At 67.7% G+C, this 18,213-nt stretch carries 17 protein-coding genes; 4 read left to right on the top strand and 13 right to left on the bottom strand.

The window, feature by feature from the left end:
- Positions 1–2 precede the first annotated feature (2 nt).
- From AC2A1N_RS12265 to AC2A1N_RS12215, 11 genes are all read right to left on the bottom strand, one after another.
- Positions 3–1,067 (bottom strand): GNAT family N-acetyltransferase, encoded by a 1,065-nt coding sequence (locus tag AC2A1N_RS12265; protein ID WP_484372363.1) that lies wholly within the window; start codon positions 1,065–1,067, stop codon positions 3–5.
- Positions 1,068–1,095: 28 nt separating this feature from the next.
- Positions 1,096–2,487 (bottom strand): aspartate aminotransferase family protein, encoded by a 1,392-nt coding sequence (locus tag AC2A1N_RS12260; protein WP_180869312.1) that lies wholly within the window; start codon positions 2,485–2,487, stop codon positions 1,096–1,098.
- Positions 2,488–2,551: 64 nt separating this feature from the next.
- On the bottom strand, positions 2,552–3,268 hold the full coding sequence (locus AC2A1N_RS12255; protein WP_061479536.1) for an MtnX-like HAD-IB family phosphatase: 717 nt from the start codon (positions 3,266–3,268) through the stop codon (positions 2,552–2,554).
- 174 nt (positions 3,269–3,442) lie between these two features.
- Positions 3,443–4,645: a DegT/DnrJ/EryC1/StrS family aminotransferase gene (locus AC2A1N_RS12250; protein WP_061479535.1), complete on the bottom strand. Its 1,203-nt coding sequence runs from the start codon at positions 4,643–4,645 to the stop codon at positions 3,443–3,445.
- Positions 4,646–4,655: 10 nt separating this feature from the next.
- The gene (locus AC2A1N_RS12245) at positions 4,656–5,054 is read right to left on the bottom strand and encodes a DMT family transporter (protein WP_032954032.1); all 399 of its coding nucleotides are present in this window, start codon (positions 5,052–5,054) and stop codon (positions 4,656–4,658) included.
- Positions 5,051–5,410 (bottom strand): EamA family transporter, encoded by a 360-nt coding sequence (locus AC2A1N_RS12240; protein ID WP_021202495.1) that lies wholly within the window; start codon positions 5,408–5,410, stop codon positions 5,051–5,053. Before AC2A1N_RS12240 ends, AC2A1N_RS12245 begins: the two co-directional genes overlap by 4 nt.
- A gap of 1 nt (position 5,411) precedes the next feature.
- The gene (locus tag AC2A1N_RS12235) at positions 5,412–6,248 is read right to left on the bottom strand and encodes an alpha/beta hydrolase (protein WP_134967856.1); all 837 of its coding nucleotides are present in this window, start codon (positions 6,246–6,248) and stop codon (positions 5,412–5,414) included.
- Positions 6,249–6,328: 80 nt separating this feature from the next.
- Entirely contained in the window at positions 6,329–7,708 is a 1,380-nt protein-coding gene (locus AC2A1N_RS12230) for a sensor histidine kinase (protein ID WP_154350434.1), read from the bottom strand.
- Positions 7,705–8,388 (bottom strand): response regulator, encoded by a 684-nt coding sequence (locus tag AC2A1N_RS12225; protein WP_008265770.1) that lies wholly within the window; start codon positions 8,386–8,388, stop codon positions 7,705–7,707. Before AC2A1N_RS12225 ends, AC2A1N_RS12230 begins: the two co-directional genes overlap by 4 nt.
- Positions 8,389–8,520: 132 nt before the next feature.
- A complete protein-coding gene (locus tag AC2A1N_RS12220; protein WP_484372359.1) occupies positions 8,521–9,648 on the bottom strand; it encodes a metallophosphoesterase in 1,128 nt (375 codons plus the stop codon).
- Between the two features lie 73 nt (positions 9,649–9,721).
- Positions 9,722–10,171: a winged helix-turn-helix transcriptional regulator gene (locus AC2A1N_RS12215; RefSeq protein ID WP_484372357.1), complete on the bottom strand. Its 450-nt coding sequence runs from the start codon at positions 10,169–10,171 to the stop codon at positions 9,722–9,724.
- Positions 10,172–10,246: 75 nt separating this feature from the next.
- On the opposite strand from AC2A1N_RS12215, the gene AC2A1N_RS12210 reads away from it, so the two are divergent.
- Positions 10,247–11,464, top strand: coding sequence for an MFS transporter (locus tag AC2A1N_RS12210; RefSeq protein ID WP_484372355.1), 1,218 nt, complete (start codon positions 10,247–10,249; stop codon positions 11,462–11,464).
- 101 nt (positions 11,465–11,565) lie between these two features.
- Here the strand turns inward: AC2A1N_RS12210 and AC2A1N_RS12205 are convergent, their stop codons facing one another.
- Positions 11,566–12,981 carry a GGDEF domain-containing protein gene (locus AC2A1N_RS12205; protein WP_061479544.1) on the bottom strand — a complete coding sequence of 472 codons (1,416 nt, stop codon included), beginning with the start codon at positions 12,979–12,981 and terminating at the stop codon, positions 11,566–11,568.
- Positions 12,982–13,267: 286 nt separating this feature from the next.
- On the opposite strand from AC2A1N_RS12205, the gene AC2A1N_RS12200 reads away from it, so the two are divergent.
- The gene (locus AC2A1N_RS12200; protein WP_180869303.1) at positions 13,268–15,517 is read left to right on the top strand and encodes a TonB-dependent siderophore receptor; all 2,250 of its coding nucleotides are present in this window, start codon (positions 13,268–13,270) and stop codon (positions 15,515–15,517) included.
- 140 nt (positions 15,518–15,657) lie between these two features.
- Positions 15,658–16,638: a cation diffusion facilitator family transporter gene (locus AC2A1N_RS12195; RefSeq protein WP_484372352.1), complete on the top strand. Its 981-nt coding sequence runs from the start codon at positions 15,658–15,660 to the stop codon at positions 16,636–16,638.
- A gap of 38 nt (positions 16,639–16,676) precedes the next feature.
- Here AC2A1N_RS12195 and nfi read toward each other — a convergent pair whose 3' ends face one another.
- Positions 16,677–17,351 (bottom strand): deoxyribonuclease V, encoded by a 675-nt coding sequence (gene nfi / locus AC2A1N_RS12190; protein ID WP_134967860.1) that lies wholly within the window; start codon positions 17,349–17,351, stop codon positions 16,677–16,679.
- 94 nt (positions 17,352–17,445) lie between these two features.
- Here nfi and gpmA point away from each other — a divergent pair, with 94 nt between their 5' ends.
- Complete coding sequence (gene gpmA / locus AC2A1N_RS12185; RefSeq protein ID WP_014036448.1) at positions 17,446–18,195, top strand: 2,3-diphosphoglycerate-dependent phosphoglycerate mutase; 750 nt, start codon at positions 17,446–17,448, stop codon at positions 18,193–18,195.
- Positions 18,196–18,213 lie beyond the last annotated feature (18 nt).

The following is an 18,213-nucleotide window of genomic DNA, read 5'->3' as shown; positions in this document are numbered from 1 at the left end:
ATTCAACCGCCTCCATCAGGTTCGCCCTGCAGATAGGGTGCCAGCCGGCGCAGCGCAGCGCGCAGCAACGGGGAACGAGCATGGATCGCATGTCGGGTGGAGGTGAAGCGCGCACCCAGTTCGGCCTTGATGCGCGAGTCGGTCCAGCCGGCCACGTAGTGGCTCAGGCCGTGCTGCTGCGCGTACTCGAGGTTGTGCATCCAGCTCACTGCGTACAGGTTGTGCTCGCGCGACTGCGGATAGGCCAGGCCGATGTACTTGTCCACCAGTTTGCCGGCATGCACGTAGCACAGGTTCCAGCCGATCAGCCGGCCCTGGTGGCGGTACAGGAACATCCGTCCCTGGCCCTGGCTGTCGGCCAGCAGGTACTGGAAATAGGGCAGGTCGAGCTGGTCGAAATGCACCGCGCTCTGCGCGTATACGCCGAGGTACAGCGCGTACAGTTCGGCCTGCAGTTGCGGGTCGGCCAGGGCCGGGTTGCCGGTGGCGATGCAGTCGATCTGCAGGTCATCGCGCGAACGCAGCTTGCGACGGATGTTCTTGCGGCGCGAGGATGACAGGCGGCCGAGATAGTCCTCGAGCGAATCGAAATCGATCGCCACCCAGGCCAGCGGCATGCCTTCCAGTTCGACGAAGCCGCGTGCCAGCAGCGCCTGCAGGAAGGCGCCGCTGTGTGCGTTGGCGGCGTCGTCCAGCAGCGGTGAATCGATCGCCAGGTCCTTCACCACCAGCAGCCGGGTATCGCCGATCGCGTGACGTGTCACGTCCTCGGCCAGCGCCTCCGGCGCCACGTGCGCCGGCAACGGGGTGTACTCGGTGCTGGTGGCACCGACGAAGCGCGTCTTCCAGGTGATCCAAGGCCGCCACAGGCGCGACAGCGGCAGGCCGAGCAGCCTGCCGCGCAGTTCGTCGTCCATCGTGGTGGTCAGGTCCAACGGGGCACGGAAGGTCGGCAGGCCGCTGGGAAGGCGACCCGCCTCGAATCCGAGCGGCGGGTGGGCCAGGAAGCCCTCCAGCAGCGCGGCCGGTTCCAGCGCGGTGCTGGATGCGCGTGACGTCATTTCCATCGGCACGGGAACCGGCAGCGCATCGACCTCAGCCCTTGGCCTTGGTCAGCGCCTGGTCGAGCAGGGTGATCGCCAGGTCGATCTCTTCGTAGCTGATGTCCAGCGACGGCGCGAAGGTGATCACGTTCTTGTACCAGCCACCCACGTCGAGCACGAGGCCCATGCGTTTGCCGTCGTGCAGCAGGTCACCGGCCAGGCCGATGTCGACCATGCGGTCCAGCAGCTCCTTGTTCGGGGTGTAGCCGTCGGCCTGGCAGATTTCCGCACGCAGCGCCAGGCCCAGGCCGTCGACGTCGCCGATTTCCGGGTGGCGCTTCTGCAGGCCGCGCAGGCCGTCGAGGAAGTACGCGCCCTTCTCCGGCACGGTGCGCTCGTAGTCCATTTCCTTGCCCAGCTTCAGCACTTCCAGGCCCAGGCGGGTGCCCAGCGGGTTGGAGTTGAAGGTGGAATGGGTGGAGCCCGGCGGGAACACGGTCGGGTTGATCAGCTCTTCGCGCGCCCACAGGCCCGACAGCGGGTTCAGGCCGTTGGTCAGCGCCTTGCCGAACACCAGCACGTCCGGGGTGACACCGAAGTGCTCGATCGACCACAGCTTGCCGGTGCGCCAGAAGCCCATCTGGATTTCATCGACGACCATCAGGATGCCGTACTTGTCCAGCACGCGCTTGAGGCCGGTGAAGAAGTTGCGCGGCGGAATGACGTAGCCGCCGGTGCCCTGGATCGGCTCAACGTAGAACGCGGCGTACTCGGCCTGGCCGACCTTGGGATCCCACACGCCGTTGTACTCGCTTTCGAACAGCCGCTCGAACTGCCACACGCAGTGGTCGGAGTACTCGTCCGGGGTCATGCCCTTCGGGCGACGGAAGGGGTACGGGAACGGGATGAACATCGCGCGCTCGCCGAAGTGGCCGTAGCGGCGGCGGTAGCGGTAGCTGGAGGTGATCGACGACGCACCCAGGGTGCGGCCGTGGTAGCCGCCCTCGAAGGCGAACATCAGGCTCTTGCCGCCGCGCGCGTTGCGCACGATCTTCAGCGAGTCTTCAATGGCCTGCGCACCGCCAACGTTGAAGTGCACGCGGCCGTCGAGGCCAAACTTCTCGTGCATGTCCACGGCAATGGTCTTGGCCAGCTGCACGCGGGTCGGGTGCAGGTACTGGCTGGCGACCTGCGGCAGGGTATCGATCTGGTCCTTCAGTGCATCGTTCAGGCGCTTGTTGCTGTAGCCGAAGTTGCACGCCGAGTACCACATCTGCAGGTCGAGGTAGGGCACGCCTGCGCCGTCGAACATGTAGCTGCCTTCGCCGCGCTGGAAGATCTTAGGCGGATCGACGTAGTGGACGGTATCGCCGAAGGAGCTGTAGCGGGCTTCGTCGGCCAGCAGCTGCGCATCGGAGGCAGCGTTCTTGTCAAAAATGTTCATGCAGTTCGGTTCCGTGAAGGACGTTCGAAAGGGGTAACAGGGGAGCGCGCCTGGAAGGGAGTGCTCAGGCGGTGGCCAGCAGCAGGGGCAGTGCGGCGGGCTGCGGGCTGGCGTCGAGGCGACGTGGCTGCAGCAGGCTGCCATCGAGCAGGCGCGGCAGCAGTGCGATTGCATCGTGGAAGGTGTCGATGGCGGCATGCTCGATGCCGGCATGGGTGCAATGGGTGATCAGGCGGCGCTTGGCGAACACGAAGTCGGCATCTTCGGATACACAGAAATCCGAACTGCCGTCGCCGATCATCAGCACGCGCGGTGCTTCGTTGGCGCGCGCCTGCGCGGCGCAGGTGCATTTGCAGGTGCCACTGCGGCAGCCTTCGGCCTGGTAGGGCGATTCCAGTTCCCAGTGGTCATCGCACCAGCGCAGGTGGTTGGCCACCACCGGCAGCTGCGCCAGGCCGTGGTTGGCGAGAATGCGATGGATCGCATAGTCCAGGCCGTCACTGACGATGCGCAGCGGAACGCCCAGCTGTCCGGCACGGCTGACAAAGGCGGCGAAGCCCGGATCGATCTGCACCTGGTCCAGATGGGCATCGAGCGTGGCCGGGTCCAGCTTCAGCAGCCGCACCTGGCCCTGCATGCATTCACGCGAGCCGATCTTTCCCGCCTTCCACTGGTCTTCCAGTTCCTGCCAGCCCGGCTGGCCGTACTTTTCCAGCAGCGAGTCGATGACATCTTCGAGGCTGATGGTGCCGTCGAAGTCACACAGGATGCTCCAGCGCATGGGCAGGTCCGTCGATGAAAGAAGCGTCCGGCACGATGCCGGGGCAGGCTCAATGTAGGCAGGCCGCCTTTCTCGTTCCTTTCCTGTTGAAAGGCTTTTTTTACGGGCTGGGAAAGCGTTCAGGAAGATGCATGGATGAATGCGCGGCGCGCAGGCCATGCATGCACGTGCGGGTCAGGCACGGGCCAGGACCTGCAGTATTTCGGCCGTCTCCTCACGGGTCTGCCAGGCGCTGTTGCCAAGGGTGAGCATGCGTGCGGCGAAGTCACGTGCATTGGGCACGTCCTCCTGCGGCACGATGCCACGCAGGTAGGCGTAGTCGGGCAGGGCACGGATGAACATACGGCTGGCGCCGAGGCCGCGCGGCCACAGTGTGTCCAGTGCGGCGTCACGCGCGCGCTGGCTGGGCAGCAGCAGCATCAGCATCGGCCAGGTGCCGCCGCTACCGGCCAGGCCATCGACCACCTCCACCGCCGGCAGTTGTGCCAGCTGCACGCGCAACTGCAGTGCGCGCAGGCGCCCGGCCTGCAGGAACGCCGGCAATCGCCGCGCGGCATGGGCACCGATGTTCTGCCGCCATCGGCTGACCCGGTGCTGCGGTATGTCCAGCGGGAAAACATCACCGACCGCGTCTTCCAGATCGCCACGCTGCAGTGCGTTGCGCAGCGGATTGCCGTACACCAGCGACAGCAGCGAGGGGCGATAACAGGCGGCAAGGCCAAGCAGCTGCACGCTGCGAAGCAGCTCCCAGCGCAGGTTGAAGCGCACGTGTTCGGCGGCATGCTCGGCCAGTTCGGCGCGCAGTTCGTCATCGCGGCTGACCAGCAGGCCGCCTTCGTGCAGGCTCAGCCCCTTGCCGGCGGCCAGGCTGAAGAATCCGATGTCGCCACGCAGGCCGACACTGCTGTTGCCCACCCGTGCGCCCAGCGCCTGTGCGGCATCTTCGATGACCCAGGCGCCGGCGCCGCGCGCGATGTCGCAGGCCCGTTCGACATCGGCGATGCGACCGCCGAGGTGGGTCGGCAGGATGGCCAACGTACGCGCATCGGCCAACCGCTTGAGCTGGCCGGGATCGAAGTCGAAGTGGCCGCGCCGGGTATCGCACAGCTGCACGCGCAGGCCGAGGCTGTGCACCGCGATCGGCACCAGCGGACAGGTGTAGGCCGGCATGATCACCGTGTCGCGCCTGGGCGCGCGCTTGCGCAGGGTGCGCAGGGCGATCAGCAGCGCGTGCGTGCCGGAACAGGTCAGCTGCAGCGGCGGCGTGCCCAGCTGGTTGGCCAGGATCCCGCGCAGGTCACCACCACCGGGAAGGAAGTCGCTGGCCTGCATCGGCAGGCCGGCGGTCGGTGGCAGTTCGCGCGCGAACAGGCTCATCGCAGCCCGCTCACGAGGTGCTTTCGGCGGGACTGTGCGGGTCGTCCGCTTCCGCGCGGCCGAGGCAGACGATGCCGGCCACGATCAGCACCGCACCGACCAGGTGGTGCAGGGTGAGCGGCTCTTTCAGCAGCCAGGCCGACAGCAGCAGCACACTGATCACTTCCAGGTGCGAGGCCGCGAATGCCGGGCCGATCGGCGCATGCCGCAGCAGGCTCATCCAGGTGAAGAACGCACCCACGTAGCCCAGGATGGCGCCGTACACCCATGGTTGCGACAGCACGCGCAGCAGCCAGGTGGTGTTGGCCTCGACCGGCAGCGCAGCATCGCCGGCGTACTTGAAGCACAGCTGGGCCAGGGTGTCGAAGGCCATCAGCAGGGGGAAGCCGATCACATACAGGCGCCTCATGAGCCGGCCCCCACCACCGCCACGCCTGCTGTGACCAGCAGCATCCCGGTCACCCGCAATGGCGTGAGCTTCTCGCGGAACAGGATGCGGCCGGCGATCATCAGCGCCACGATGTTGATCGAGCCCAGCAGCACGCCCTTGGACAGCGGAACCAGTGACAGGAACGCGATCCAGGCGACAAACTCAAGCACGTAACAGGCGATGCCGATCCACAGCCAGGGGCGGCTGAGCATGTGCTTCCAGCGCTGCAGTCCCTCGCCCTCCTGCGGGTCGCTGGCGGCGGCCTTGAAGGCGAGCTGGCCACCGGTATCGAGCACGACATTGGCCAGCCACAGCAGCGTGGCAAGTGCCCCCATCTCAGGCCACCGCCTTGAGGACGCCGCTGTGTTCACCGATCCCGGTGAAGAAGCGCGCGCTGCGGCGGATCACCTCGCGGCGTTCGCGGTCGATCGTGATCATGTGGTAGCTGTCCTCCAGCACCACCAGTTCCTTCGGGCCACTGACCCGCGACATCACCAGTTCGGCATTGCCCATGCTGGCCACGTCGTCTTCGCGGGCGTGCATCACCAGGCACGGGGCGGTGACCTGGTGCAGGTGGCGGCGGGTCCAGTTGCTCAGCGCACGCATCTCAGCCAGCGCATGCCAGGGATTGCCCGGAAGGCCTGCCGCCGCGCTGTCGCCGGACAACATGGCGGCGCTGACCTGCGCACGCAGGCGCTCGTCGCGCAGGCCGTACGGCGGTTCTTCCATGAACATGCGGTCGCGGCCGATGTTGAAGCGCTTGAACCACGGTAGCAGGAACGAGAGGCGGGCGACGGCGGGTATGTTCCAGCCGTCGTAGCGGAACGTGGCGCCATACACGCCGACGCCGGACACCCAGTCCGGTCGTCGAGCAGCAAGTGCCAGGGACAGCACCGCGCCCATCGACAGGCCACCGACGAACAGCTGGTCGACCTTGCCGCGCAGGCTTGCCGCCGCATCTTCCACGCCCTGGTACCACTGTTCCCAGGTGGTCGCCAGCAGGTCATCCACGGTGCCGCAATGGCCGGGCAGCTGCACGCCGTGTACGGTGAAGCCGGCGTTGTTCAGCCCTTTGCCCAGCATGCGCATTTCCGCCGGGGTACCGGTCAGGCCGTGGACCAGCAGCACGCCCTGCGGGCCACCGGGGAGGAAGAAGTCGTGCGAGTCGGTCACCTGGCGGCTCCGGGACGGCAGTGGGGAGGGTCAGGATCGCAACCGCGATTTTCGCCAGCCTTTCAGCGCCCCGGTCCGGGTCAGGGGCCCTTCAGCAGCGGCAGCGTGATGGCGACCTTGAGCCCGCCGCCGGGGCGGTTGAGGAAGGTCAGGCGCCCGCCGAAGTGCTCCACCGCCTCGTGGGCGATGGCCAGGCCCAGGCCGGTGCCGCTGGCGGTGGTGCCGGGGGCGCGGAAGAAGCGCTCGCCCAGCCGCGGCATCACGTCCTCGGGTACGCCGGGCCCGTTGTCCTCCACGTACAGTTCGACGTCGTTGTCATCCAGCGCGTGCACGCCGACGGTAACGGTCGCATCGCGGCCGGCATAGCGCAGCGCATTGTCGATCAGGTTGTCCAGTGCTTCCTGCAGCTGGGCACCGTTGCCGAGCACGCGCAGCGGCTGGGGGCTGCCGCGGTAACCCAGATCGATGCCATCGCGGATCGCTTCAGGCACGCGTGTACCGACCCACTGCGGCACCCGTTCGCACAGGTCCAGTACCTCCACCGTCTCCGGCACGGTCTGGGCCCGGCTCAGCGCCAGCAGCTGGGTGCTGACCCGCGCGGTGCGCTGGTTGAGCCGGCGGATGTGCTGCAGTGCCTCGCGCACCGTGTCCGGGTCGCCATGCGCCAGTGCCTGGTCCACGTGCAGGGCCATGCCGGCCAACGGCGAGCGCAGCTGGTGCGCGGCGTCGGCGATGAAACGGTTCTGCAGGGTGATCATTTCCGCCTGGCGGGCAAACAGATCGTCGATGGTGCTGATCAGTGGCTGGATTTCTTCCGGCACGTCGGCGTCGGAGATCGGCGCCAGTTCGCCTCGGCGCTGTGCCAGGCGGGTCCTCAGCGGAGTCAGGATGCGCAGGCCGTAGGTCACGCCGAACCAGACCAGCGCGGCAGTGCCCAGCGCCAGCATGGTCATCAGCGGGATGATGATCATCAGGATCTCGCGCGCGCGCTGGCGTCGTTCGGCCATGCTTTCGGCCACGGTCACCGCCAGCTGGTCCTGCGGATCGTTCATCGCACGCGTGCAGACGGTGGCCATGCGCACCGGCTGGCCGTTGAGAATGCCATCGTACAGGGTGGGGTCCACGCCGGTGCATTCCTGCGAAGGCGCGTAGGCACTGAAATCTGCGTTGCCGCTGAGCGTCCCCTGGCGGCTGCTGTCGACGTTGAAATAGCGATGGCCGTCGGGTTCGTACTCGATCAGGAAGCGTGCCTGCGGAGACAGGTCGCTGGTCACCGGCATGGTGCTCAGCATCTGTGCGAACGAGTGCGTGTCGTCGATCAGGTTGCGGTCGTGGATGCGGTTGGAATAGTCCAGCGCAACGTAATAGGCCAGGATCGTATTGAAGGTGAGAAGGCCCAGCATCGGCAACGCCAGGAAGGCGAGCAGGCGCCGGCGCAGGCTGGGCGGTCCACTGATCACGGCGCGCTGTCGTCCTGCGCGTCTTCCAGCATGTAGCCCAGCCCGCGCACGGTGCGGATGCCCATGCCGCCCGGCTGCAGCTTGCGGCGCAGGCGGTGCAGGGCGATGTCCAGGCCGTTGTCGGTCAGGTCCTGGCCCCAGTCGCACAGCGCTTCCACCAGCTGCGCGCGTGACACGATGCGCTCTGCACGCACCGCCAGCGCCGACAGCAGGCCGAACTCGCGTGCGGTCAGTTCAAGTGATTGGTCGTCGATCCATACGCGGTGCCCGGCCAGGTCCAGGCGCAAGCGGCCGATGCGCAGGTCCGGATTGCCATTGCTGGTGACCCGCCGCAGCTGTGCACGCACGCGGGCTTCGAATTCGTCCAGTGCGAACGGCTTGACCAGGTAGTCGTCGGCACCGAGGTCGAGCACGCGCACCCGCTCGGCCAGGCCGTCGCGCGCGGTCACCACCAGCACCGCCAGGCCATCGCCGCGCTGGCGCAGTCGTTGCAGCACGTCGCGGCCATCCAGTTGCGGCAGCCCCAGGTCCAGCACCAGCAGTGCATACTGGGTCGAGCCCAGTGCTGCATCGGCGTGCGCACCGTTGTCGACGTGGTCGACCACGTGCCCCTGCCGGCGCAGCGAGGCGCACAGGCCGGAGGCGATGTCCGGGTCGTCTTCAGCAATCAGAACGCGCATGCGCGGGGCTCCTGTAACGGTCAGGCCCACCGGCTGGACGGGGCGGGCCTCTCGGCTGCCGAAGGGTAGCCGCAAACCGGGTGAAGGTGGAGCGCGCCGGCACCTCCCGGCGCCGTCACGCTGTCCCTCCATTCAGTCCTGCAGCCCCGGCTCACCCAGCGCCAGCGGCATCCGGGAGCCATCCAGCAGGCCACGGCTGAGCTTGCCCTCCTCGATGAACAGCAGTTCGCCGTTCTCGCCGTTCTTGATGCTGCTGTCGATGGCGATCACGCGGTCGCCGTGGAAGCTGCTGACGTGTGGCATCGAGGTATGGCCGACCACGATGCGCTTGAGCTGCAGGCGGTCGAGCACGGCCTGCACACCCGCGGTGTCGAGGCGGCCATCGAAATAGCCGCGGTACCAGATCGGGCTGGTCTTGCCGTCATACAGCGGTGTGGTGGCCGGGTCGGCCTTCACTTCGGCCTTGGGCAGGCCCAGCGAGGCCTGGTAGGCCGCGTTGGTGCGTGCCGGGTCCAGCGCCAGCTGCACCGCCTCGGGCGAGATGCCGCCGTGCAGGAACAGGGTATCGCCGATCTTCAGCAGGACCGGTCGGGTGCGCAGCCACTGCCCGATCACCGAGTCGGCGCCATACAGCTGCGGGTAGCTGCGGCCCAGCAGCTGGGCGCTGCGCAGGTACTTCGGGTTGACGTAGCGCAGGTCGTCGTACAGCACCATGGTTTCGTGGTTGCCGAGCACGAAGTGCACGGCGCCACCGGCGGCGGCCGCCTGCTGCTGCAGGCCGTAGAGCAGCCAGAACGCCTCGGTCACCTGCGGGCCGCGGTCGAACACGTCGCCGGCGATGACCAGGGTGTCCTTGCCCAGCGCCCAGCGATCCTCCGCGTCGATCACGTGGTGGGCACGCAGCAGGCGCACCAGCAACCCGTACTGGCCGTGGATGTCGGACAGCGCGACGATGCGCGGTGTGGCCGGCAGCACCGACACCGAGGCTGCATTCGGCGCAGCCACATGCACGGTGTGTTCGTAGCCGCAGCGCGGTGCGATATCGGTCCCTGTTGCTTCGGAGGCAAGCGTGCGCGATTCGACCTTGTCGGCGCAGATCCATTGGGCCTGCACCTGGTCGCCCTGGCGGAACACATAGGGGCCATCGGCCTGCACGTGGTCGGCGGGTGCGGCCACCTCGCGGGCCTGCGTGGTTCCGGCGCTGCAGGCCAGCAACGGCAGCAGCAGGGCGGTCATCAGGGAAGGGCGATAGCGCGACATCGTCGGTATCCGGCGGCGGAAACATCCGATGCTAACCGGCGCGACCGGGTCGCGGTGTGCGCGAATGGGCGGGTCAGGCGCTGTGCCCGTCGTCCCTGAGCTTGCGCACACGGGTGGCGGCGGCCTGCAGGGGCCGACCGTCGCGCCCGCGCGGCTGCATGTACGGCAGCGGGCGACGTGTGCTCGATTCGATCAGCTGCGAATGGGCCTCACCGGCAGCGAAGCGATGGCGTTCGCCCCACTGGCGCAGCGCGACCAGCAGCGGGAACAGTTCCTGGCCGGCGGCGGTGAGCACGTATTCCTGGTAGGCCGAGCCGTCGGAGGCCGGTTGCAGTTGCAGGATGCCGGCCTCGACCAGCCTGCGCAGGCGATCGCTGAGGATGTTGCGGGCGGCGCCCAGGCTGCGCTGGAAGTCGCCGAAGCGGCTGACGCCGTCGAAGGCATCGCGGATCACCAGCAGTGCCCAGCGATCACCGAGCAGGTCGGCGCTGCGGGCAACGGGGCAGGGGCTGTCTGCGTGCACGGCGGTCTCCGTCCTATGTGGTTGCAGTTTAAAACCAAAGTGGCTAGCCTGCATCCGGTTTCAATATGAAACCAGATGACGAATGCCATGCCGATTCCACGCCCCCTGCTGGTGCTGCTTGCGGTTGCCGCCGGCGCCAGCGTTGCCAACGTCTATTACGCGCAGCCGCTGCTGGATCAGCTTGCACACGCCTTCGCGCTGGAGCCGGCGGTTGCCGGCGCGGTGCTGGCCGCGACCCAGGCCGGCAGCGTGCTGGCATTGCTCGGGTTGCTGCCGCTGGCTGATCGCGGTGACCGGCGGCACCTGCTGCGTCTGCAGCTGGCGGCACTGGTGGCAGCCCTGCTGTGGCTGGCAGCGGCACGCACGGCCGGTTGGCTGTTGTCGGGCATGCTGCTGGCCGGGCTGTTGGGCACGGCGCTGACCCAGGGCCTGATCGCCTACACCGCCACGCTGGCACCGCCCGAGCAGCGCGGTCGCATGGTTGGCGTGGTGCAGGGCGGAGTGTTCATCGGCCTGCTGCTGGCGCGCGTGGTGTCGGGTACGGTGGCGGCGGCCTTTGGCTGGCAGAGGGTCTACCTGCTGTCCGCGGTGGTGATGGCGGCATTGGCGGCGCTGCTGTGGCAGCGCTTGCCCGCAGTACCGGTGCCGTCGGTCCCTCCACCCTGGCATGAGCTGCTGGGCTCGATGCTGGGCATGCTGCGCCGAGATCGAACGCTGCGCGAGCGCGGTCCACTGGCGTTGCTGCTGTTTGCCGGACTCAACGTGTTCTGGGCGGCGGCCCCCTTGCCGCTGTCGGCCCCACCGCTGCAGTGGTCCACTGCGGCCATCGGTGCGCTCGGCCTGGCCGGGGTGGCAGGTGCATTGATGGCGTCGCGGGTCGGGCACTGGATGGACCGCGGTTTTGCCGATCGGGTCAGTCTTGGCGCGCTGCTGTTGATGCTGGTCGCGTGGTGGCCGCTGCTGGGCCTGCCGCAGTCGCTGTCGTTGCTGCTGCTGGGCGTGATCGTGCTCGATCTGGGTGGGCAGGCGCTGCATGTCTCGAACCAGGCGCTGCTGCTGCGCGCGCCGGGCGAGCAGCATGGACGCCTGGTGGCGCTTTACATGCTCTTCTATGCGGTGGGTAGTGGTGTCGGTGCGGCTGCCGGGCCCTGGATGCAGGCCCGGCACGGCTGGCCTGCCGTGTGCCTGCTGGGCGCCGGCATCGCGCTGCTGGCGCTGCTGTGGTGGGCGGCGTGGCGGAGGCGGGCGGTGAAAGCAGCGGCTGGCGCGCGAATCGGTAGAGTCGACTGTTAGTCGACTGCTCCTCGTTCCGACGGCGAAAAGCTCCGCGCTGCGCGCGGTAGTCGACTAACAGTCGACTCTACCCGCCACCGGGATTTTTCATTTCCGCCAGTTCAGCGCTGCAACGCGCGCCGCCCCGGGGCTTCCTGCAGGTCCGCGCTGGCCACCACCACGCGGTTGCGGCCGCTGCGCTTGGCCTCGTACATCGCCGCGTCGGCACGTGCCATCAACCGCTCGTAGTCCGGGTGGCCATCATGGCCGGCCACGCCGATGCTGGCAGTCAGCGACAGAGCCTGGCCGTTGGCCAGTGCCACTGGCGACTGCGCGATCTGCCGGCGCAGGCTCTCGGCGATCACCGTGGCCTGTGACTCACTGGCGGCAACCAGCACCACCACGAACTCCTCGCCGCCGTAGCGGAACAGGTAGTCGCTGCCGCGGGTCAGCTGGCCGAGCAGGCCGGCGACGTGCTGCAACGCGCGGTCGCCGGCATCGTGGCCGTGGCCGTCGTTGATCGCCTTGAAGTGATCCAGGTCGAGCAGCAGCAGCGAGAACGGCGTGCGGTTGCGCGTGGCCAGCTCGATCTCCCTGCGCAGCACGGTAGGCAGGAAGCGGCGGTTGAGCAGGTTGGTCAGGGCATCGCTGCCGGCATCCAGTTCACCGATGCGTTCAAACAACAGCGTCATCAGGGTACGGATGGCGGCCAGGTCCTCGCGGATGGCCGGCAGCACCGCCAGTCGTTGCGCCGGGGTGTCATGGCTTGCCCGCTGCAGGTTGCCGTCGATGCGGGCCATCAGTTGGCCGACCTGCTGGGTTTCGCTGCTCTCGCCGAAGCTGGGGATGCCCTTGTGGGTGAACCACAGGCCGAATTCCGAGGTCGCCAGGCTGGCGCTTTCGCTGGCCTGCACGTGGCCGGCGAGTGCGTACAGCAGGGCGTTCTCCCAGTCCAGCAGCAGTGCACGCTGGCGCTCGCGTTCAGTACCGACATTCTGCACCAGCGAGAACAGCCGATAGGCAGCATCGGCACGGGTGGAGCGCTCGCGTGCATGGGTGTAGGCCAGGGTCATGCCTTCCATGGCGATGTCCATGATCGCGCTGAGGCAGTCGATGGCGGCGAACGCGGTGGCGCTGTCGGGCGCGTCGTCGCGCAGGCGCACGAACAGCTCGTGCTTGAGTACGCGCGCGCCGCGGGTGACCAGGTCGACCGGAATGCCGACCCGGGCATGCACATCGCCGATCACCCGTTGCGAGGCAACGGTGGCGGCAATGCCGTCGGCATCGGTGGTCAGCAGCTGCACCAGCCAGCGCTGCATGGCCGGTTGCAGGCGTTGCTTGACCTGATCGTGGGACAGGAAGCGGCGTGCACGCCCGTCCTGCAACAGCACTTCGTAGAAGCGTTGGGCCAGCGCCGGCGGGGCATCGGTTGCGGCGGCGTGCAGCAGCGCGGTGGCGGCAGGGCCGGCCTGTTGCAGGCAGTGCTGCCAGGCCTCGGCCAGCGGTTGGCTGGCATCGTCCAGTTGGGGTGGTTCCACGTCGATCTCTGACTGCGTACGGCAAACCACGGGTATCGGCCGCGGTGGCGTGCGGTTGATGGTGGGCAAGCCGGCCAGTTTAAGCGCGATGCAGGGTCGTCCGGCGCGCAGGGCACACCACGCCTGCGGTATCAATGAGCGAACGCATTTGAGAATCACTCTCATTGATGGGAGAATGCGCGCACGGATCGGGCCGCAGGCGACTGCAGCGACGCTCCGCCTCCCCCTCGTCGTTGCCTCAAGCCCTTTGCCAGAGGCCCCGTTGCCCTGCCAGAAGGTCCAGATCATGTCTCCTGCCGTTGTCCTCTCGCCGCGCCCGCTGGCGCTCGCCGTTGCCGCCCTGCTGGCGGGCAGCGCCCTGACCGCCCAGGCTGAAGCCGACGCCACCGATATCGACACGGTGCACGTCACCGCCTCGCAGATTGCCCGCCAGGCGTTGGGTACCTCGACCATCACCGCCGAGGACATCGCCAGGCGCCCACCGGCCAACGACATCGCCGAACTGCTGCGCACCATGCCGGGCGTCAACCTCACCGGCAACAGCGCCTCGGGCCAGTACGGCAACAACCGCCAGATCGACCTGCGCGGCATGGGCCCGGAAAACACCCTGATCCTGGTCGACGGCAAGCGCATCGGTGCGCGCGATGCGGTGCGCATGGGCCGCAGTGGCGAGCGCAACACGCGCGGCGACACCAACTGGGTGCCGGCGGAGATGATCGAGCGCATCGAAGTGCTGCGCGGACCGGCGGCGGCACGCTATGGCTCCGGTGCGTCCGGTGGCGTGGTCAACATCATCACCAAGCGCCCGACCGGCGACCTGACCGGTGCGGTCGACCTGTACGGGCTGGTGCCCGAACACAGCGCCGAAGGTGGCAGCGAGCGCGTCGGCCTGCAGCTGAGTGGGCCGATGACCGACACGCTCTCGTTCCGCCTGTACGGCAACCTCAACAAGACCGACGCCGATTCACTCGATCTCAACCGCCGGTACGCCACCCAGCCGAACGCAGTGCCACCGGCTGGCCGCGAGGGCGTCAAGAACCGCGACATCAACGCGCTGCTGCGCTGGGACGTGACCGCCGACCAGGTGGTCGAGTTCGAGGCCGGCACCAGCCGCCAGGGCAACATCTATGCCGGTGACCGCGCGGTCAGCACCACCGGCACTTCGACCGGCATCGATCTGGCCGCCCTGGCCGACGGCAAGGCGGAAACCAACCGCATGTACCGCAACACCGGCGCGATCACCCATCGTGGCCGTTGGGGCGATGTGACCTCGCGGGTGACCGCCGCGGTGGAGGCGGTGAACAACTCACGCATCAATGAAGGCCTGGCCGGTGGCCCGGAGGGCAGCTTCAACGGCACCGACTGGTCGACCTCGCGCCTGCGCAACTACCAGCTGGATGGCGAAGTGAGCTTTCCGACCACGCTGGGCGGCGCCGAGAACATCTGGACGCTGGGCTTTGAATACCTGGACAGCCGCCTGACCGACCCGTACTCGATGAGCCAGTCCAGCAGCAGCGGCGGTGGCATCCCGGGGCTGTCGGCCGATCGTGCGCGCGGCAAGGCCGATGCGCAGACCACGGCGGTGTTCGTGGAAGACAACATCTACCTGGGCGAGCGCTGGATCGTTACCCCGGGCCTGCGCTTCGACCACCACAGCCAGTTCGGCAACAACACCAGCCCCAGCCTCAACGCGCAGTTCCGCATCAGCAGCGACTGGGTGGTGAAGGGCGGCATTGCCCGCGCGTTCAAGGCGCCGAACCTGTATCAGTCCAATCCGGACTATCTCTACTACACCCGCGGCAACGGCTGCCCCAATGCGCTGCCGAGCCTGGGCGCCGGTTGCTACATGCGCGGCAACGCGGACCTGAAGGCGGAAACCAGCCTGAACAAGGAACTGGGCATCGAATGGGCACCGCAGAGCGGCTGGCAGGCGTCGTTGACCTACTTCCACAACGATTACAAGGACAAGATCCAGGCCGGCTACACCCAGATCGGGCTGACCGCCGACACCAAGGGCCGCATCTTCCGCTGGGAGAACGCGCCGAAGGCGATCGTGCAGGGGCTGGAAGGCAACCTGGTCATTCCGCTGCTGGGCGAGCAGGGCAACCGCCTGAAGTGGAGCAACAACTTCACCTACATGGTGGAAAACGAGAACAAGACCACGCACCAGCCGTTGTCGGTGATTCCGAAGTACACGATCAACACCATGCTGGACTGGCAAGCCACCGACAGGCTGTCCGTGCTGCTGACCGGCACCTTCTACGGCAAGCAGGAACCGGCCACGACCAACATCAACAACGACCCGCGCTGCACCGGCAGCTGCGATGCATCGATCGCGCTGCAGGATCGTGGCGCGTACAACATCTGGGGCGTGAGCGCGCGCTACAAGGTGACCGAGACGGTCAGCTTCGGCTTCGGCGTGAACAACCTGGCCGACAAGCGCCTGTTCCGCGAGGCCAACAGCAGCGATGCCGGTGCGGCGACCTACAACGAACCGGGCCGGGCCTACTGGGCCAGCCTTCGCTTCGGCTTCTGACCGCAGGCCGGCGTCGGTCTGCAGCCCTCGCCGGGCCATGCCCGACGAGGGCTCGTGTGGCCTGCAATGTTATAAACATCGTAATAGTCTCCTCCGCCGGCACCGCGTAGCCTGCACCGCATCGCAAAGGAGCTGTTGCCATGGGCCACGACCACGATCACCTGCCATCCCAGATCCGCCACGAGAAGCCCTTGTGGTGGGCACTCGGCCTGACCACCACCTTCCTCGTCGTCGAAGTGGTGGGCGCGTTCTGGACCAACAGCCTGGCGCTGTTGTCCGACGCCGCGCACATGGCCACCGATGCGCTGGCGCTGATGATCGCGCTGGTCGCGGTACGGTTGAGCCGGCGCCCGCCGGATGCGCGCCGCACCTACGGCTATGCACGGCTGGAAGCGTTGGGCGCGATGATCAATGGTGCCATGCTGTTCGTGGTCGCCGCCTACATCCTGTGGGAGGCGGTCGGCCGCTTCCGCCAGCCGCAGGAGATCGCCTCCTCCGGCATGCTGGTGATCGCGGCTGCGGGCCTGGTCATCAACCTGATCTCGATGCGCCTGCTGCAGGCGGGCAGTGGCGAGAGCCTCAACGTGAAGGGCGCCTACCTGGAAGTGTGGGCCGACATGCTCGGCTCGGTGGCAGTGATTGCGGGCGCATTGTTGATCAAGTGGACCGGATGGAAACCGATCGACCCGATCCTGGCCGTGCTGATCGGCCTGTGGGTGCTGCCGCGTACCTACGTGCTGATGCGTGAAGCGATCAACGTGCTGCTGGAAGGCGTGCCCAAGGGCATGGACGTGGACAGGTTGCGCGACAGCCTGTCCGGCCACGCCGCAGTCCTGGACGTGCATGACCTGCACGTGTGGGCGCTGGCTTCCAGCACCCCGGCGCTGACCGCGCACATCGTGATGCGCGAGGGCACCGATGCCGATGCGCTGCGCCGTGAGCTGGGCGGACGCCTGCATGATGACTTCGGTATCGAGCACGTGACACTGCAGATCGAAGCGGACCACTGCGGCGAAGCCTGTGGCGGGCCGGCGCCGGCCAAGGGCGGCGGACACGAGGGCCATGAAGGCCACGACCACGGCGAGGACGCGCAGGGCCATCGTGGCCATGTGCATCGTTGATCGAAGATGACGCGCGCGCCGGGAGACGCCCGGCGCAGCTATTCGTCCCGCCGCGAGGCCAGCCGATCCGCCAGCCGGGTTGGCTCCGGCAGCCGATAGCCACGCAGGGTGTGCTGCACCCAGCCCAGCGCGGTATCGGCACTGATCCGATGGCCACCGGCCACGAACAGCGGCTTGCAGCGAACCTTGCTGCGCAGCACCCAGCCCAGCTGCTCTTCGCCGTCCAGCAGTGGTGTATGCGCGCCGGCCTCGGCGCCCGGTTCGACGAACCTTCCCACCAGTTTCGATTTCGCCACGCCGATGCTCGGCAGGTCGGTGACCACGCCCAGATGCGCGGCCACGCCCAGCCGGCGCGGATGGCTGATGCCGTGGCCATCGACGAACACCACGTCCGGTGCCCGCGGCAGCAGCGCCAGCGCGGCCAGCAGCGCCGGCAGCTCGCGGAAGCTGAGCAGGCCGGGGATATAGGGCATCACCGTGGGGATGCGCGCGATCTCCTGCGCCACGGGCTGCAGCGTCCTTGCATCCAGCAGCACCGCCGCGGCGCGGGTAATGGCACCGTTGTCCTCGAAGCCGACGTCCAGCCCGGCCAGCCAGCGCACGTCACGGGGCAGGCGGTCCTGGCGTTCCACGCGGGCGGCCAGTTGCAGCTGTTGCGCGCGGGCAGCGGTGACGCTGCCTTCCCAGCGCCCGGGGTCGATCACCGTATTCATTGGCTCCAGCATCGCATGCGCGGCGCCACGGCACGGTGAGCGGCCACCGGGGCTACAATGGCGGCCTGCCTTTCCTCGCGTTGGAGACCCTGCAGTGACCCGTAAACTCGTACTGTTGCGCCATGGCCAGAGCCAGTGGAACCTGGACAACCGCTTCACCGGCTGGGTCGATGTCGACCTGACCGAGCAGGGGCGACGGGAAGCGGCTGCCGCCGGTCGCCTGATGCGCGAGGAAGGCCTGCAGTTCGACGTCGCCCATACCTCCGTGCTGAAGCGCGCCATCCACACCCTGCAGGGTGCGCTGGCCGAGCTGGAGCAGGACTGGCTGCCGGTGAACAAGTCCTGGCGCCTCAACGAGCGTCACTACGGCGGCCTGCAGGGCCTGGACAAGGCCGAGACCGCTGCCAAGCACGGCGAAGAGCAGGTGAAGGTGTGGCGTCGTTCGTACGACATCCCGCCGCCGCCGATGGACCTGGAAGATCCGGGCCACCCGATCCATGACCGCCGTTACGCCGGGCTGGACCGCAACGCGCTGCCGGGCACCGAATCGCTGGCCACCACCCTGGACCGCGTGCTGCCGTACTGGCACGACGCCATCGCGCCGCAGCTGAAGGACGGCAAGACCGTGCTGGTCACCGCCCACGGCAACTCGCTGCGTGCGTTGTACAAGTACCTCAACAACGTCTCGCGCGAGGAAATCCTCGAGCTGAACATCCCGACCGGCATCCCGCTGCTGTTCGAACTGAACGATGACCTGACCGTGCAGTCGTTCCGCTACCTCGGCGACCCGGAAGCGGCGCGCAAGGCCGCCGAAGCCGTAGCCAACCAGGGCAAGGCGAAATAAGAAGCAGAAGGCCGGCGC

The organism is Stenotrophomonas maltophilia group sp. SKK55 (genome assembly GCF_057179845.1).
Note: the sequence above shows the minus strand (reverse complement) of the source record. Positions and strands in the feature narration are given on the sequence as shown.